General features: G+C 60.0%; 17 protein-coding genes and 1 riboswitch. Of the genes, 6 read left to right on the top strand and 11 right to left on the bottom strand.

Translation table 11 applies throughout. The features are described from left to right. Positions 1–464: 464 nt before the first annotated feature. From KJ624_08300 to KJ624_08255, 10 genes are all read right to left on the bottom strand, one after another. Positions 465–1,226, bottom strand: coding sequence for an ABC transporter ATP-binding protein (locus KJ624_08300; protein MBU2009816.1), 762 nt, complete (start codon positions 1,224–1,226; stop codon positions 465–467). A gap of 155 nt (positions 1,227–1,381) precedes the next feature. Beyond that, entirely contained in the window at positions 1,382–2,050 is a 669-nt protein-coding gene (locus KJ624_08295; protein ID MBU2009815.1) for a methyltransferase domain-containing protein, read from the bottom strand. 99 nt (positions 2,051–2,149) lie between these two features. Further along, a complete protein-coding gene (locus KJ624_08290; GenBank protein MBU2009814.1) occupies positions 2,150–3,127 on the bottom strand; it encodes an ABC transporter substrate-binding protein in 978 nt (325 codons plus the stop codon). A gap of 18 nt (positions 3,128–3,145) precedes the next feature. Next, entirely contained in the window at positions 3,146–3,934 is a 789-nt protein-coding gene (locus KJ624_08285; protein ID MBU2009813.1) for an ABC transporter permease, read from the bottom strand. Then, positions 3,931–4,899: a thiamine diphosphokinase gene (locus KJ624_08280; protein ID MBU2009812.1), complete on the bottom strand. Its 969-nt coding sequence runs from the start codon at positions 4,897–4,899 to the stop codon at positions 3,931–3,933. The genes KJ624_08285 and KJ624_08280 overlap by 4 nt, the downstream gene beginning before the upstream one ends. Next, entirely contained in the window at positions 4,896–5,033 is a 138-nt protein-coding gene (locus tag KJ624_08275) for a hypothetical protein (protein ID MBU2009811.1), read from the bottom strand. Before KJ624_08275 ends, KJ624_08280 begins: the two co-directional genes overlap by 4 nt. A gap of 793 nt (positions 5,034–5,826) precedes the next feature. Continuing rightward, on the bottom strand, positions 5,827–6,960 hold the full coding sequence (gene ftsZ / locus KJ624_08270; GenBank protein MBU2009810.1) for a cell division protein FtsZ: 1,134 nt from the start codon (positions 6,958–6,960) through the stop codon (positions 5,827–5,829). A 3-nt stretch (positions 6,961–6,963) separates the two neighbouring features. Then, positions 6,964–7,233, bottom strand: a complete 270-nt coding sequence (locus KJ624_08265; protein MBU2009809.1) for a hypothetical protein — start codon at positions 7,231–7,233, stop codon at positions 6,964–6,966. A 596-nt stretch (positions 7,234–7,829) separates the two neighbouring features. Continuing rightward, positions 7,830–8,264 (bottom strand): CoA-binding protein, encoded by a 435-nt coding sequence (locus tag KJ624_08260; GenBank protein MBU2009808.1) that lies wholly within the window; start codon positions 8,262–8,264, stop codon positions 7,830–7,832. Positions 8,265–8,569: 305 nt separating this feature from the next. Beyond that, the gene (locus KJ624_08255; GenBank protein ID MBU2009807.1) at positions 8,570–8,830 is read right to left on the bottom strand and encodes a hypothetical protein; all 261 of its coding nucleotides are present in this window, start codon (positions 8,828–8,830) and stop codon (positions 8,570–8,572) included. A 103-nt stretch (positions 8,831–8,933) separates the two neighbouring features. On the opposite strand from KJ624_08255, the gene KJ624_08250 reads away from it, so the two are divergent. Beyond that, positions 8,934–10,172 carry an LUD domain-containing protein gene (locus tag KJ624_08250; protein ID MBU2009806.1) on the top strand — a complete coding sequence of 413 codons (1,239 nt, stop codon included), beginning with the start codon at positions 8,934–8,936 and terminating at the stop codon, positions 10,170–10,172. Positions 10,173–10,179: 7 nt separating this feature from the next. On the opposite strand, the gene KJ624_08245 is transcribed toward KJ624_08250, so the two are convergent. Continuing rightward, complete coding sequence (locus KJ624_08245; GenBank protein MBU2009805.1) at positions 10,180–10,830, bottom strand: biotin transporter BioY; 651 nt, start codon at positions 10,828–10,830, stop codon at positions 10,180–10,182. Between the two features lie 187 nt (positions 10,831–11,017). Then, positions 11,018–11,119, top strand: a riboswitch (TPP riboswitch). Positions 11,120–11,166: 47 nt separating this feature from the next. Between KJ624_08245 and thiC the strand changes: the two genes are divergently transcribed. From thiC to KJ624_08220, 5 genes are all read left to right on the top strand, one after another. Next, on the top strand, positions 11,167–12,462 hold the full coding sequence (gene thiC / locus KJ624_08240; GenBank protein ID MBU2009804.1) for a phosphomethylpyrimidine synthase ThiC: 1,296 nt from the start codon (positions 11,167–11,169) through the stop codon (positions 12,460–12,462). 20 nt (positions 12,463–12,482) lie between these two features. After that, positions 12,483–13,280 (top strand): sulfide-dependent adenosine diphosphate thiazole synthase, encoded by a 798-nt coding sequence (locus KJ624_08235; protein MBU2009803.1) that lies wholly within the window; start codon positions 12,483–12,485, stop codon positions 13,278–13,280. A 169-nt stretch (positions 13,281–13,449) separates the two neighbouring features. Beyond that, on the top strand, positions 13,450–14,253 hold the full coding sequence (locus tag KJ624_08230) for a hypothetical protein (GenBank protein ID MBU2009802.1): 804 nt from the start codon (positions 13,450–13,452) through the stop codon (positions 14,251–14,253). Positions 14,254–14,282: 29 nt separating this feature from the next. Further along, a complete protein-coding gene (locus tag KJ624_08225; GenBank protein ID MBU2009801.1) occupies positions 14,283–15,515 on the top strand; it encodes a competence/damage-inducible protein A in 1,233 nt (410 codons plus the stop codon). Positions 15,516–15,616: 101 nt separating this feature from the next. Then, the gene (locus KJ624_08220) at positions 15,617–16,483 is read left to right on the top strand and encodes an MBL fold metallo-hydrolase (protein ID MBU2009800.1); all 867 of its coding nucleotides are present in this window, start codon (positions 15,617–15,619) and stop codon (positions 16,481–16,483) included. The last annotated feature ends 129 nt before the right edge of the window (positions 16,484–16,612 follow it).

The raw sequence follows: 16,612 nt of genomic DNA, 5'->3' as shown, positions 1-16,612 counted from the left end.
TTCGATACAAAGGGGTAGCGCGCAATCAGCTCTGGGCGGAACTAACGGCGGCAGCCTACAATCTGGTCCGAATGGCGAGACTGGCCGTGGCCGTGCAGACCATTCAAGGGGCGTAGTGTACCCCCCGAGGCTAAATAAGGCTCAAAAAAGGCGGCGAAGGCCCTCTCGGGAAGGCCAAGACCCTCCAGGACGCGCCCCCGGGAGCCCAAACTCAGATGCTCCTTCACCCAAGAAAGACCCTTGGGCCCCTTTTTCAGCAGCCTGCTAGCAGGTAACGCCAATGGCACCGGGCAGACACGCCTGGTCAACAACCCAGCGTGGGAGTTGTCACCGGCGTCGTCCACTAGGTATAATGGTTCAAGGCTCCACGGCCGAAGAGTTCGCCTATTCTTAACAAATACAGACAGTATGTCAAAGAAGCGCTGCACAACCATCCGCATCTCACATAGGAGCAGATTGAAAGGTCACTCAACCCCTAACTCTGAGAGTAATTCTCGCACAAGTCTACCGAATTCAGGCTCTGCGATCATTCTCTGGCGCCGGGGGCGAGGTAAATCGATCTTCAATTCACGTTTGATTTTGCCCGGGCGGGCGCTCAGCACAATCACCCGGTCGGCGAGATAGACGGCTTCTTCAACATCATGTGTGATGAACATCACTGTCCGCCCGAATTCCTGCCAGACCCTCAATAGCCAATCTTGAAGCTCTTTGCGAGTCAGGGCATCCAATGCACCGAATGGCTCATCAAGGAGCAGGGTAGAGCGCCCCATCAGCCATGTTCTTAGGAGGGCTACACGCTGGCGCATGCCCCCGGAGAGCGCCGAGGGATATTCATTCTCAAAGGCTTCCAGTCCAAAGTGAGGAAGCATCTCAAGGGCTTTCTGTCGCGATTCTCTTTTGGGGATCCCTTGGACCTCGAATGGGATGAGGACGTTATCCAGCACACTTCGCCATGGGAGAAGTAGGTCACGCTGAGGCATATAGCCCACTATCCCCACGCGCTTTCTTGTGCTTTCTCCATCGACCAGGATTTCGCCCTCGTCGGGTTCTTGGAGCCCTACACAGAGATTGAATAGCGTGCTCTTGCCGCTTCCGCTTGCCCCAATGATGGTAACGAATTCGCCAGGCATAACCCTGAAAGAGACATCTTCTAATGCTGGGACAGCGCGATGAATCCCGAAGAAGGTCTTACTGGTATGCCTGAATTCGATGCGTGGCGTGGTCATCGCAGATTATCGGGTGGCTCCATTTGCACCAGATGCACGGACCTCAGTCTGTGCCAAAACGGCGGTCCCGCTCCGAATACTGGGAACGCGTCTGACAGGCTCCGGCTCCGTTGTAGGGAGATACCGGCGGCTCAGCGGCACGCGTGCGAAGTTCATCATGGTTTCTCCCAGCGGACCGCCACGAACGCTCCGGTACGCAATCCCCGGTAGCGGCCAAGTCGCTCGATTTTCGCTACTTCGTCAGGATCCTCATCCTGCTCGAAATGGATAGCGGTCCTGACCACGCCCTTGCAGGGGCTTAAAGCCAGTAGATCATCTGGAGACCTGAAGAAAGCACTCTCCCAGACGTCTTCCTCGTTACCCTGGGGCTCTGTTTTTCGGCGGACAGCCCAAGAACTGAGGCTGTTCAAAGTAGCCACTACCACGCTGCCCCCGGGTCGCGTGACACGAAACAGCTCGCCCACGGCACTCCTGGCGTCTCTGATGAACTCAAGAGCTGTGATAGACACCGCCTTGTCGAAGTGGTTGTCGCGAAAGGGCAAATGCAGCATATCTCCTCGGACGGCGGAGAAGGGATATCCCTTGCTCTTCTTACGTGCAACACCGATCATTGGCCCGGAGATGTCAAGCCCCACAACGGAGGCACCGGCGGCAAGAATATCCAGTGTGAACACTCCTGTGCCGCAACCGGCATCAAGCACCCTTTCTCCCGCCTGGGGGCTCAGGAACTCACCTATCAGCTCACCTTCGCGCTTTCTCACCGCCCTTCCAATTGGCGTTTCAAACCACTCATCATAGCGTGCTGGCCAATCGTCGAAGAGCATCTTCCTGGCTACCATGCTACTCCTCAGTGTGCGGGGCAGCCTCTTGGATACGCCCAGAGCGTACGGCGTCCGGCACCTGGGGGGCAGTTGGCCTCCAGTCTAAGGCAGGAACGCATTAGTGAACGCCTGCGAGGCCGTTATGGGGGTTTTCAGGATGCCGTATTTGACCATCCAATCGATGTAGCCCTGCCAGACGCTCAGTTTCTGTTCACCCCAACGCGGCGCATCAGCTTGATAGTACTTCGAAAGCCAGTTCTGGCTTGCTTTCACGAGCGCAGGGTCGAGTTCCGGCACAGAGGCCAGCAGAACATCGGCCGCCTCCGCCGGGTTCTTGGCGGCGAATCCATACCCGCGTGACAGAGCTTTCATGAACGCTTTCACTACTTCCGGCTTGCCGGCGATGGTGGATTCGCTCGCTATCACGACCGGGGTGTAGTAGTCAGGAATATAGTCAAAGTAGTCTTCCATCATGACCACATTGAGAGCGACACCCTGTTGCTGTGCCTGAAAACCCTGCCACCCGTAGAAAATCCATGCCAAGTCGATCTGACCTTCAGCAATCAACGCCAACGGGTCGGAAAAACCTATTTCGACGATCTTGAGTTTGCTGAAATCGCCACCGGCGCGTTTCATCAGGACCTCAAGCGTGGGAGCCTCAAACGGCGTACCGAATGTCCCATAGCGCAGACCCTCGAAATCGGCGGGGCCCTTGACGTTCTTACCGGCCGCAGAGGCAAAACCGGACGTGTTATGCTGCAACACTGCAGCGACAGAAACTATGGGTACCTTGTCAGCGCGTGCGAGCGTGACAATTTCTTGAAAGCTGATGCCAAAGTCGGCAGCGTCGCCGGCGACTGCGGCCTCAGGGCGCACCTCGCCGGGTTGGATGATCTTGACGTCAAGACCCGCTTCTTTGAAATAACCCTTTGTCTGCGCCACAAAGATGCCGGTGTGATTGGTGTTCGGCACCCAATCAAGCATGAACGTAACCGGAGTCAGACCCTCATTTCCGCGGCCGCACGCGATGGGCATCAGTGTGAGGATCGCCAGTACGATGAGCAGTGACCAACGTTTCATTTCATTTTCCTCCCCTGTTTAATAGATGCCGGGCCCGTCCCAGTGCTCAGTTCGTTGCGTGGAGTAGTACCAGGGCAGAGCCAACCGTTCTATGCCATAGACCAGCATGAACAGGGCTATACTCAATAGCGACGTGATGAACATGGCAACAAATACCTGGTCGGTTGCCAGCGCGTTCTTGGACCGGAGCATATACAACCCCAACCCGGGAGAACCCCCCACCCATTCACCGATGGTAGCCGCGACCACGCTATAGGTTACGGCCAACCGCAGACCAGAAAAGAATGATGGCAAAGCCGAAGGCATACGAACAATTCGCCAGATTTGCCATTTCTTCGCCCCCATAGCGCGGAGTAAGGCTATCAGCTCCGGGTCCGAGGATGTCAGGCCGTCAGCAGTGCTGACCGCCAACGGGAAGAAGCAGAATAGCACCACGATCAAGATTGACGGTACAAGACCAAACCCAAACCAGATGACCAGAATCGGTGCAATGGCGAGTATCTGGACGGTCTGTGACACGACCAGAATCGGATATACGGCGCGACGCGCCAGAGGCGAGAAATCAATTAGAGCGGCGATTCCGATCCCGGCTATGAGAGCAAACAGCAAACCGATCCCGGTCGCCAACACCGTGGTGCCGATGGCGTTCAGCAAGAGGTCCCGCGTTTCCCACCCAGCCCGGACGACATCAAATGGAGTGGGCAGGATAAACGACCTCAATCCGCTGACTCTGGCTACGAAATACCAGCCTATGACCAGGATGGCGATCAAGGCAATGGGAGGGACGATATCCCTGCGCCAGGTCAAGAATCGGTCCTTCGGTACTTACTCACTTTCCCACACATTGTCATGCCTTCCACCGCGTCGGCGATCTTGATGATGGTCACTACTCTGCTGGCACCTGCTGCAAAGCAAGCGCGGTGCGCGGCCTTCGCCACCTCAAGCAGTTTGTCCAGACTATCGCCCTCTAAGGTCGTTTCCATGGGCCCGACCTCGTACTTTACGCCGCTGGCCTGAATTGCCTCTATCGCCTTATCGACCACGCCGTAGACATCCTCGACCAGGGGTAACACCTGCACGCTGACGTTGATAACCCGCTTTTCGCTCACGGCTCTCCTTTCCTTCCTTAAGCCCGCCCGGGGGCTATGGACCGCCAGCAGAAGACCCTCTGATAATCCGACACGTGCAGATGATTCTACCAGTAGGTTGCTGAGCCCCCGTGATGAGCCAGAGAAGAGCTCTTCATCTTTCAGAGGATACTTCAATCCCTTCGTCGTGATGCCTGAAGCATAGCCCCCCACTGGAATCAGCGACACCGTATCTCCGGGATTCCCCGAAATATCTTCACCCGGCGGCCTGATGACCCATCCCGTTTGTTCCCCATGCCACACTTCGATTCTGCAGGAACCGAGGCTTGGATGAGTTGTCAGCAGGATGTTGGCCATGGTCGCCTCCATACGCCCGCCCATTGCGCCAACCATTACGATATGATTGACTCCCTGTTTCTTAGCGTGAAGAAGCGCCAATTCAAGGTCGGTCTCATCCTTTTCTGCCGGATAGGAGACAAACTCGGCGTTACCGATGCCCTGTCTTTCCAGGTCTGAGAGCGAATCCAGGTCTCCGATGACCGCATCAGGTGTCACATTGAGGATTCTGGCATAGCGTGCGCCCCCGTCAGCTGCGAGGACGAGGTCAAAAGCCTCACTGCAAATTCTGCTTCGCAGGACGTCGGGCTTGTATAGTTCGCCATTGACCAGCAATAGGGCTTTCATTGGTCCACTCCACGCGCAAGAAGGCTACCCTGTCTGTAGGGTGTCCCCGCGTTAACCAGCGTCCACATTCCATCCGCCAGCATTGCCCAGTCCGTGTTCTCCGGGTGGATGAGGGTGACCTGCTCTATGGTCAAGCTCATCTTCTCAGCTTGGTTCCCAAAGCTTCCTGTCACCCTGAAGGCGTCAACATGAGTTCAGTATAACGTCTTCAGCATGCCTCTGGCAAGAGTTGGTGTTCATGTCGCCTTGAGGTTTAGCCGCCTGCTCCGTGGTCACAGAATATGTCTCCACAGCAGGTGGCGGCAAGCCAGAGCGATGCCTGCAGGTGATCACGATCAAAGGAGGCCAGTAGTTTCAGGTATTTGCCCTCACATGGGATGCCAACTGGGATACACAGGCGGCGCAACTTCAGCAAATGGCACACATTATAGTGGTTGCGGACTAACTATGACTCACGAGTAGTAGCAGAGGCGGGCTAGAAGACACTGGGTGAGCCTCAAATCCGCCCAGCCCAAGTCCCCTCCCTGCGGTCAAGAAGCATTATACGTTGCGAGCAGGGTGGAATCAAGAGTGGTTGCTTCCGCACACAAAACAAGAATATACGTTGTAAATAGATCCGAGTATAAAGTGGATTGGAACGAACTGGCTCTCACGGACTCGAACCATTCATTCAACAAAAAGCCAGAATGTCTACCTGCTTAACCTGGCAGCTGGGACCATGTCCACCACCATATTCCCGATGAGAGAGTTGGGCATTTTCTTCTTGCCAAGCCGGGCAGAGTTCCACCTCAATATTGTCCACCATCTTCTCCAGGTTCCCTATCGGGCCAACATGTGGTGTCTGTCAAGGGGAAAAATCAAAACATAGGGTCAAAAAGCGAGGACGCCGGCCGCCCCCAAGCCGGCCTCCTCTTCGCCTTTGAAGAGTCAGCGGCCGGAGATGGTACCGGGGAGGCTTCGGCTGGAGATTGTGGTGGCGGTGGAGAGCATCTGCTGGCGGCGCAGGCTTAAGGGTCGGCGCAAGAATGAGGGAACGTCCAGCTCGCTTTCCTCTTTCGTCTCCTTGAGAAGCCGTTTTAGCTCGTCCGGCTTGAGAGGGGTGACCCCAGCCTTGGTGCGGAAGCCGGTGGCTACCAGGGTGATGCGCACCTCGCTCTCCATCTTGGGGTCGTAGGTAACGCCGAAGATGATGTTGGCTTCGGCGTCCACCGCTCGCTTGATAATCTCAGCGGCCTCATTTACCTCGTGGATGGTGAGACTGGTGCCGCCGGTGACTGTATAAAGGACGCCCCTGGCCCCCTCAATGGAGATGTCCAGCAGGGGGCTGGCCAGGGCCGCCTTGGCGGCATCGGTAGCGCGGTTCGCCCCTGTCCCCGTGCCGATGGAGAGCCAGGCGGGCCCGGCATCCTTGGCTATGGCCTTGATATCGGCGAAGTCCAGGTTGATCATCCCGGGGACGGTGATGACCTCGGCGATGGCGGCCACTGCCTGGCGCAATACGTCGTCGGCCATCTTGAAGGCATTGTCCACGCAGGTTCTGGTGTCGCAGAGGGCGAGCAGGCGGTCATTAGGAACAATAATAAGAGTATCACAATGCTCCATAAGCCTGTTTGCCCCCTCCGCGGCTACCAGGCAGCGGTGGGCGCCTTCAAAGCTGAAAGGCCGCGTGACGATGCCGATGACCAGGGCCCCGGTTTCCCTGGCGGCCTCGGCCACTACAGGGGCAGCGCCGGTGCCGGTGCCGCCGCCCATGCCGGCGGTGACGAAGACCATGTCGGCCCCTCCCACCATGTCCCGGATGTCATCCCGGCTTTCCTCGGCGGCCCTCTGGCCCAGGCTATCGTCTCCCCCCACCCCCAGGCCCCTGGTGAGCTTCTCACCGATCTGGATCTTGTGGGGGCAGTCTACCAGCATCAGGGCCTGGGCATCGGTATTGAGGGCGTAGAACTCTACGCCCTGGATTTCATCCCGCACCATGCGGGTGACGGCATTGCACCCCCCGCCACCCACACCGATGACCTTGATGCGGGCGGCGCTGGCAGCCAGTATCTGTTTTGCCACAGCCTACCTCCTTTCTCGGCTAGTCTTCCGCAGCCCGCTTGGCGCGGAAGAGGAAGTGGCGGAAGATTTTGCCCGGTCCAGATCCAGCCGTGCCAACTCCAGGACGGGCTGTCTCTTTTCGGCGTTGTCGGCCAGAGAGTAGAGCGAGAAGCCCTCCGGGCGGGGGTGCTCCTCCGCAACCCCCTGGGCTACAAGTTCCTCCAGGCCCTCGGCAAGACCCAGGCGGGTAGCCCTCAGGGGAGACAGAAAAAGCGTGGCGGTCAAAGCGGGCACGGGGATGCCTGGCCATGCTAGAGAGCACCCGGAGCTTGGCCCGGGTGTAGCTATAAAACCTCGCAAACTGGAGGAATCCCATCCTCCCTACCCCACGCCCCAATTATAGAACACAAAATGGCCTCCTTGTCAATACCTTTCTTAAAACAATCTAGAAACTGGTTCTTCTTCTGCAATCCCAGGTTCACGCTGGCTACCTTTTTAGCGAGGCCCGATTTGGAAATAAACTTAAATTATTTTGAAATTAGTCCCAAGATTTTGGAGGGTGGGGCTGGGGTATGAAGGAGTTGTGGTGCGGGTTGGGGTGTTGGCAGCATCGGGCCGGGACGTTTGGGCGGAGACCCATATTTCGGCAGTCTGGGCAATATAGCCAGAACCTCTACGGACTTCACCAGATCGTGGGCCGGGCTTGAAATACCAAGGTGGGAGCCGACGCACCTGTGCTATCCTTATGGGCTTGGCATGGGTAAAGGATAAGGAAAGAATCAGACCCCTCCGGGAGAATCAGCTCATCATTTCATGGTGCCAGGGCTGACCGTTTCCCACTGATGAGCCAGCCAGTCAAGCTCCTGCTACCCGTATTCGGGCTTTCCGCGCTATAGCTTGCCCAGTATCTTCCAGACCCATCGGTGAAACCTGTGAAAAGAGGTTGGGGAGGCGTACATCAGGATACAGGCATTGTGCACTGCGGATATGCCGTTTTCTTCACATAGACGGATGGCCTCCTGGGACTCTGAGCCCTGCTGCATCCACATACGCCTGATGCCCAACCTGACGCAATCAGCCACTACCTTCTCTGTCTGTGCTGGCGGCACTACGGTAAGCACTCCGCCGACCGGTCCGGGCAATTCATCTAGGCTACGGTAGCACTTCTCGCCTTCCAGCCCCGTGGCGTACTGGTTCACCGGGTACACATGGTATCCCTTCTTCTTGAGTTCGCGGAAAGCCATGTTTCCGAACCCTTTGGTTCGTGAGACACCCACCACCGCGATGCTTCTCTCCGCGAGAAAATCCTCTTTGACGCTGGCCATCTTCCACCTCCAAGCCGCACAATCCACCCAAGGATAGCCAGATGTGCCCATGCCGTCAACATCCTAACGGCGGTGGCCTTTATTAGGGCAAAAGTCACGCATGGCCATACCTACTACTACCTGGTGGAGAGCCGCTGGGAGGGCAAGAAGGTTCGGCAGAAGGTGTTGAAGTATCTGGGGAAAGAGCCCCCAGAGGGGTGGCGTCCAAGAAACAGGAAATGACCCCGAGGCGGCAGAGAGAAAGGGAGGGATAGCGCCGCACGCTGCCGCCGGGGCCGGCCTTCGCTCGTAGTCCCGGTCCGCCCTCAGTTCCCGCGACTATAGCGGAGGTAGAGAGCTATCCCCGTCAACACCAGGGAGAGGGAGACGAGATTGGCCGCCACGATGATGGGGTCCTTCAGGTGCAGCCCGTAGATAACCCACAGGCTGATACCCAGGCTGAACTGGAGGAAGGTGAGCAGACTGACATCGCGAACTGACTTGGTGCGCCGCATCTTCAATAGCTGGGGCGCAAACCCAAAGGATGTAAACAGGGCGGCGGCAGAACCTATCAGGAACCAGACCATTGTCTTCCCCCTACAAGGACGAATCTTTGACAAGATAAACCGGCCCTTTTGGCCCTGTCAAGCATTTGAAAAAGGGCGGGCGCTGATTTAGGATGGGGGCAGTTTGAACATATACCATCGCTTAAAAAGGGCTCGCCGTCTGCGGAGCATGGGCCGGGCCTTTGACACCGTGCTTGAGCGGCAGAGGAAGAACCACCCCACCGACTTGGAGGAACGCCGGCGGAGGCTGCGCCGGGTGAGGGAGGAGACGGTGGGCAACCTGGAGCTCCTGGGGCAGGCCATAGCGAACCTGGAGAAGAACGCCTTCCGGGTGCTGCGGGCCGCCACCATTGAAGAGGCCCAGAACCTTATAGTCCGCGAAATCGGTGAGGAAAAACTGGTCGTCAAGGCCAAGTCCAACCTCACTCGGGAGGTGGGGCTGGAGGAGGTCCTGGCCCAGCGGGGTGTTGAGGTCATAGACACAGATATCGGCGATAGGATTATCCAGTTGGCGGGTGACCACCCCTCCCACCCCACCGGCCCTGCCTCTCACCTGGACCGGTATGACATCGCCCGTATCCTTTCCCGCCACCTGGGCCGGGAGGTGGAGGCTTCCCCCCAGGAGCTCACCTCCCTTCTCCGGCAGGAGGTCAGCGGCTATATCCAGCGGGCCAGGATAGGCATTACCGGGGCCAACGCTATTTGCGCTGAAGAGGGGGCGGTGGTCCTTCTCCACAATGAGGGCAATATCCAGCAGGTAAGCCTCTGCCCTGGCAAGCACCTCATCCTGGCCGGGACTGACCGCATCTACCCCAACCTGGAGGAGGCCATCAACCTGGCCCGGCTCCTGACTCACTACGCCACCGGGGATATCCTCACCTCTTTCATCAATGTCATCGGCGGGCCCAGCAAGACGGCAGATATTGAAAAGAAGCTCTTCAGGGGGGTCCATGGCCCCCAGGAGGTGGTGGTCATCCTGGTGGACAACCACCGCTCCGTTCTCCTTGAAAGTGAATTCCGGGAACTCTTTTACTGTATCGGCTGTGGGGAGTGCCTTCTGGTCTGCCCTGCCTACCGGGCTTTCGGCCCAGAGTACAGCGGGCGGGAGCCGGGGGGCAGGGGGGTGGTGCTGGACGCCGCCCTGCGGGATGAGAAGAAGGCTATGGAGCTTTGCCTTACCTGCGGGCGTTGCCATAAGAACTGCCCTCTGGAGATAGACATCCCCGCCATGCTCCTCAAGCTGAGGAAGGCCCACCTGGCCGGGGCCTGGGAATTCCTGGACTCCCACCTCCGCTGGCTGGGACGGAGGGCCGAGCTGGAAGTGTGGCCCCTCCTCGCCGTCTTCCTCTCCGAGCGGCGCTAGACCGCCTTTAGGGTAGCCTCCAGGTCTGCCACTTCCCGCGGTCCACTTCCCCGTTATAGGCCTCTTTTGGAGTGGCCCCCCGGGCGATGGCGGCGGCCACTACAGCTTTGGTGATATCGCCGGCGATGAAGGGGATGGTCCCCATCCAAAGGAGGACGGAGAGGGTGACGGCACTCCCTTTCACCAGGCTGAGCCAGAGGCCCAGCCCGACAAGGCCCAGGCCGTGGACAAAGAGGAAGTTGGCGAAAAGCATCAGGGCCAGCATGGAGAAAAAGCTGCGGGCCCTGATATATCTATCGGTCATGTGGCCCAGGAAGAGGGAGGCGATGACAAACCCCAGGATATAGCCACCTGTAGGCCCGAAGAGCCGGTCCACGCCCCCCGTCCACCCATTGAACCAGGGCACCCCCAGGGCCCCAAGGCCGGCGTAGAGGGCCAGGCTGGCCCCTCCCCACCATCTCCCCAGCAGGACCCCGCTCAAGAGGACGGCGAAGGTCTGGGCGGTTACGGGCACCGGGGACCAGGGGAGGGGTATCCTCACCTGGGCCGCCAGGCCGGTGAGCCCCGCCACCCCAAGGGCCAGGAGCACCTTGTACACCAGCCCTGCCTGGTACCGGCTGAGGAAGAGGCGATACCTGAGGTCAACATAGCTGCTCAAAAGGTTTCTTGTCTGGGCCACCGTCAGTCTGCCTCCGTTCTATCAGGCATTTTTCCGAGTATAGCAAAAAAGGCTCGCCTCAGCCAGGGGAGGACTGGTGTGGAGTCGCCTCCGGGCAGATAAACCCTGTCCCCGCAGCGGCCCCGGGGCCTGTTGACAAGGGCAGTTTTTTGTGGTATGTTTATGCTGAACCTCACGGGGGTGCTCATAGGCTGAGAATTCGCGAAAGCGGATACCCCTGGAACCTGAACTGGACAATACCAGCGGAGGAAGTGGGGAAAAGCCCGGAGCTTTTCGTTAGGTTCCCGGGCTTATTTTATTTTCTGGAGGTGGGGGATGACTCAAAGGGAATGGGCGCTCAAGGGAACAATGACCCCCCAGATGGAGACCGTGGCCTGCCGGGAAGGACTGGACCCCGCTTTTATCCTGGAGGGGCTGGCCAAGGGCACCATATGTCTCCCTGTCAATCCCTACCATAGGAACCTGGAGCCCTGCGCCATAGGGAAGGGCCTCAGGACCAAGGTCAATGCCAATCTGGGGACCTCATCGGACTACGGCAGTTTGGAGACGGAACTGGAGAAGCTCCGCGTTGCCGTAGAATACGGCTCCGATACCGTTATGGACCTGTCCACGGGGGAGGACATCCCCGGGATGAGGAGGGCCATCGTGGCCCATAGCCCTGTGGCGGTGGGCACCGTCCCTATCTACCAGGCGGCGGTGGAGGCCATCGACAAATATGGGGCTATTGTGGATATGACCCCCGATGACCTCTTCCGCGTCATTGAGGATAACGCCCGGGATGGGGTGGACTTCATGACGGTCCACTGCGGGATAACCATGGTGGTTGTGGAGCGGCTCAAGCGGCAGAGGCGGGTAACCGATGTGGTGAGCCGGGGGGGGACCTTCCTTATCGGCTGGATGCTCCACAACGGCAAGGAGAACCCCCTCTATGAGCACTATGACCGGCTCCTGGACCTGGCCCGGGCGTATGATTTCACCCTCTCCCTGGGGGACGGTCTCCGGCCGGGCAGCCTGGCTGATGCTACGGACCGGCCCCAGATTGAGGAGCTGATTACCCTGGGGGAGCTGGTGGAGAGGGCCTGGAAGGCCGGGGTCCAGGTGATGGTGGAGGGGCCGGGCCATATCCCACTGGACCAGATTGAGACCAACATGAGGTTGCAGAAGACCTTGTGCAAGGGGGCACCCTTCTATGTCCTGGGCCCCCTGGTGACGGACATCGGGGCGGGATATGACCACATCACCTCGGCCATTGGCGGGGCCCTGGGCGCCATCTATGGGGCCGATTATCTCTGCTACGTCACCCCCTCGGAGCACCTGGGCCTGCCTGATGCCGAAGATGTCAAGCTGGGGGTAATCGCCAGCCGCATCGCCGGCCATGCGGCGGATATCGTCAAGGGGGTGAAGGGGGCAGCGGAATGGGACCTGGAGATGGCCCGGGCCAGGAAGTCCCTGGACTGGGAAAAGCAGGCCCGGCTGTCCCTGGACCCCAAGAGGGCCTTTGCGGTGAGGTCACGCCACGCCCCTTTGGGGAAGGCCTGCTCTATGTGCGGCAAGTACTGTGCTATGGACCTTATGGAGAAGTATCTCGGCATCACCGCCGAGAAATGCTAAAAAAAAGGGAGGAGGACGGTATGCCTATCTTTTCGCCAGTAGGGGAGTATGAGGTCACAAGGGCCATCGTGGGCGGGTTCCTCAGGCAGTTTGAGCAATACGCCCGCAGCGATGTCATCATCGTAGGGGCGGGGCCCTCCGGCCTCATAGCGGGGAGGGACCTGGCCCGCAAGGGCCTCAAGGTTCTCATCGTGGAGCGCAACAACTACCTGGGGGGAGGCTTCTGGATCGGCGGCTATCTTATGAACAAGGTCACCTTCCGCGCCCCGGCTCAGAAGGTCCTGGATGAGCTGGGGGTGCCCTATGAGAAGGCGGTGGAGGGCCTCTATGTCGCCGATGGCCCCCATGCCTGTTCCAAGGCTATCGCCGCTGCCTGCGATGCCGGGGCCAAGTTTCTCAACCTGACCATGTTTGACGATGTGGTACTGCGCGAGAACAACCGCGTGGCGGGGGCGGTAGTCAACTGGACCCCGGTTTCCGCCATGCCCCGCGAGATTACCTGCGTTGACCCCATCGCTCTGGAATGTCGGCTGGTCATTGATGCCACCGGCCACGATGCCACAGTGGTGAGAAAGCTGGAGTCCAGGGGCCTCGCCAAGACCGTGGGCTTCGGCGCCATGTGGGTGGAGAGGTCCGAGGACCTGCTGGTGGAGCACACCGGGGAGGTCCACCCCGGCCTGGCGGTCTGCGGCATGGCTGTGACCACGGTCTACGGCCTGCCCCGGATGGGCCCCACCTTCGGCGCTATGCTCCTCTCGGGCAAGAAGGTGGCCGAGGTTGCCTCCAAGCTCCTGGAGAAGGTACCCGCACTGGCGTAGCTTAATTGTGTCCTGCTGGCCAGGGGATGTGGCCTGAGTGCGACTGCATCACCAGCCACCCCTGGTCAGCGGACGGCCTGGAAGAGAGCCGGTAGCTTCCCTCTGACCTCCAAGGGAAGCTACCGGGAAACCTCGGGAACGATTTGCTACGGAGAGTCTTATCCATCCGATGAAGGCTGAGCTCTATCTCTACGGGGAGCCCGCCGCCCCCACCCTGGACCTTCCCCGGATAAAGGCGTTCGTGGAAACCCTCCTCCCCCTCAATGTCCACCTGCGGGAGGGCTTCTTCTCGTTCTGGGGCAAAGACCGGGTGGAGGAGCTGGCCCTGGGCTGGGCCCGGGCCAAGGTGAGGAACTCGATGAAACAGGACTTTCCGCCTCCCCTCCACGGAGAGGTGGAGTTTGAGAAAAGGCGCCTACTTTCCCCCCGCCCCCTCTTCGGCCTGGTCTATGACGGCCTTCTCATCCGGGCCCTCTGCCACGCCCTCCTCCCCCGGCAGGAGGGGGGTCTTTCCCACATCCATGTTATCTTCACCAACCAGCTTTTGGGGACCTGGGAGGAGGGACGGTATCACATAAGGACGGGGGTCTTTGGCTTCCCCACCCTCCTTTCCACCATGGGGGCTGTGGAGGGACCCGCCCGGCCCCGGGAATACTATATCCTTAAACAGCAGTTCGCGGCCCTGGGGATGGGGGATGCGGCGGCGGTGAAGCTGGAGCAGGAGTTCCGGGAGAGGGCCCTGGTCCACGACGACCCCCGCCTTACCCAGGTGATGCAGGGCTTTGTCCTCCAGGCCCTCTTCTACCACCTGACCGGGGAGGCCTTCTGCCCCGAGAGGACCTGCCCCCTCTACAACGCCCACTGGCAGGAGGAGATGCTCCAGGCCCAGCTAAAGGGGGAGCTCTGCCCCCATCACCAGGAAGAGCTGCGCCGCCTCCGCTCCATACTGGAAGCCAGCGCTCCGATAAGATAGAATGACCCCGGCCCTGGGGCTCTGAGACCGTGAAGGCTGAGATTATCGCCGTTGGGACCGAGCTTTTGCTGGGGGAGATTGTGGATACCGACTCCCCCTATCTGGCCTCCCAGCTCCCTCCCCTGGGGGTGGACCTCTACTTCATTTCCGGGGTGGGGGACAACCCGGCAAGACTTGTGGAGGTGCTGGGGAGGGCCTGGGGGCGCTCGGAGCTAATCCTGCTGAGCGGGGGGCTGGGTCCCACCGAGGACGATGTCACCCGCGAGGCAGTTGCCCGCTTCCTGGGGGAGGAGATGAAGGTGGACCCTGCCCTGGAGAAGGGGCTGCGGGAGCTTTTCGCCTCCCGGGGCCTTTCCATGCCCCCGCGCAATATCAAGCAGGCTTCCCTCATCCCCTCCGCCCGGCCCCTCCCCAATCCCCTGGGGACCGCCCCCGGGTGGTGGGTGGAAAAGGAAAACCGCCTCCTCATCGCCCTCCCCGGTCCCCCCGATGAGCTTCAGAGGATGTGGGAAAATGAGGTCCTGCCCCGGCTGAAGGCCCGCCTGGGCCAGGAAGTCCTCCTTACCCGCACCCTCAAGACCTTTGGCCTTCCGGAGGCAGTGGTGGACGAGGCCCTCGCCCCCTTTCTCTCCTCCCCCCACCCCACCATGGGCATCTATGTCCGGCCCGACGGCATCCATATCCGCCTTGCCGCCAAGGGCGGGGCCGGCGAGGCCCGGGAGGCCCTGGGCAGGAGGGAGGTGGAGGTGAGGCGGGTCCTGGGGGAGAGGGTCTGGGGGGTGGACGAGGATACTCTCGAGGGGGTGGTGGGGAGGCTCCTGGTGGAAAGGGGCTTTACCCTGGCCGCCATGGAGTCCCTTACCGGCGGCCTTCTGGCCCACACCGTCACCAATGTCCCCGGCAGCTCCCGATACTTCCTGGGGGGCATTGTGGCCTACTCCAACCAGGCAAAGATACAGCATGGAGTTGAGGGGGGCCTTATTGAGCAGTTCGGGGCCGTAAGCCCACAGGTGGCCCGGGCCATGGCCGGGGCCGTCCGCCGGGCCCTGGGGGCCGATGTGGGCCTGGCTACCACCGGGGTGGCGGGGCCCGACCCGCTGGAGGGCAAGCCTCCGGGCACGGTCCATATTGGCCTTGACCTGAGGGATAAGATATCCACTCTCTCCTTCACCTATCTCCTTGACCGGATGAGAACAAAGCGCACGGCGGTCAATGCCGCCCTCTTCCACCTCCGCCAGGCCCTTCTGGAGGCCCCCAACTAGCGGGGAAGGGCTGCTGGCCAATGTCTTGGCGCAGGGGTTGACTATGTAGCCCGTTGATGGTATGTTAGCTCATTCAGTTTCTTCAGGAGGAGCAAAAAAAGATGAAAGGTCGAGGTTTTGTCGTTGGGTTGGCGCTGGCGGTGGCCTTGCTGGCGGTGGCCTGCGTGGTGCCTGCCGTAACACCCACGCCATCACCCACGCCCACCCCTACGCCTACACGCACCCCAACGGCTTCACCTGCGGCCACTCCAACCCCCACCCCCACTCCTACCCCGACGGCTGCTCCCGCCGGCACGACCCAGCTACAGTATCTGGGCCACTCCGCCTTCCTCCTTACCTCTTCCCAGGGGACCAAGGTCCTCATAGACCCGCCCGCCGCTTCAACGGGCTATACGATAGCCCCCATTGCTGGCATTGATGTTGTTCTGGTCACCCACGAGCACTCCGACCATAACAATGTGTCCGTGGCGACGGGTAGCCCCCTGATACTGCGGGGCCTCAGCGCCAGCGGTTGGAACGAGATAAACCAGAAGGTCGGTGACGAGGGTGAGGTCGCCGTCCGCAGCGTGGCCACCTTCCACGATAATTCGCAGGGGAGCGCGCGGGGCCGCAACGCCGTCTTTGTCCTGGAGGTGGATGGCCTGCGCCTGGCCCACCTGGGCGACCTGGGCCATGTCCTGACCCCGGAGCAGGTCCTGGCCATGGGCGCGATAGATGTGCTCATAGTCCCCGTGGGAGGGAACTTCACCATAGATGCCGCTGGGGCCACCCAGGTGGTGGGCCAGCTTAACCCCAAGGTGGCGATTCCCATGCATTATAAGACCGAAGCGAGGCCCACATGGGCGGGGGAGGCAGTGGACCCCTTCCTGGTGGGGAAGACAGTGCAGCGCCCCAACAGCACCACTATTAGTCTCTCCAAGGCCACCCTGCCCGCCGCGACCACGGTGGTGGTGCTGAACTACAAGTAATGCCCTGAACCGGGGCCAAGTATAGGGAAAGGAAGCGCCCCACGTCTGGGCACTCCCTTTCCCAAAAAACCCCGCAGAAAACTTGCATTGCGGGGGATGATGTGTATAATTCGGTCTGAAAATGGATAG

It is taken from the genome of Chloroflexota bacterium (assembly GCA_018825785.1).
Taxonomy (GTDB): domain Bacteria; phylum Chloroflexota; class Dehalococcoidia; order JACVQG01; family JAHKAY01; genus JAHKAY01.
This window is presented reverse-complemented; position numbering and strand designations above follow the sequence as displayed.